Origin of the sequence: Jeotgalibacillus sp. ET6, from assembly GCF_029667115.1 — a bacterium.
Taxonomy (GTDB): domain Bacteria; phylum Bacillota; class Bacilli; order Bacillales; family Jeotgalibacillaceae; genus Jeotgalibacillus.
In genome coordinates this window covers 1-280 of sequence record NZ_JARUIU010000068.1, presented here as the reverse complement: position 1 = coordinate 280, position 280 = coordinate 1, and the positions used below count along the sequence as shown (strand labels likewise).

Sequence of the window (280 nt, the reverse complement as noted above, 5' to 3'; positions counted from 1 at the left end):
GTCGAAACGCAGCTGCTTGGGACATTTAATGTGTCAAATATATTAGCAGCCCTAGCTAAATTCGGGGCAATTGTCGTAAAATGATACTCGGCAATTTTCGGCTTAGCCATTATTTTTGGAATTGCTATTTCGTATCTGCGTTCAAACGATGAGACACATGCAATTGGAGAGCAGGTATATGGTGTTGTAAGAGCCTCTGTTCTCATACCATGGGCGATCCCAACGGCTGTTGCAGAAAGCATTTTTATAAATGGGAATGACCAATTGACCACAAAAAATC

General features: G+C 41.4%; 1 protein-coding gene. It reads right to left on the bottom strand.

Features of this window, described 5'->3' with window-relative positions:
- The coding region (locus tag P6709_RS19865; RefSeq protein ID WP_278242630.1) for a hypothetical protein at positions 1 to 280 on the bottom strand (280 nt) is incomplete at both ends.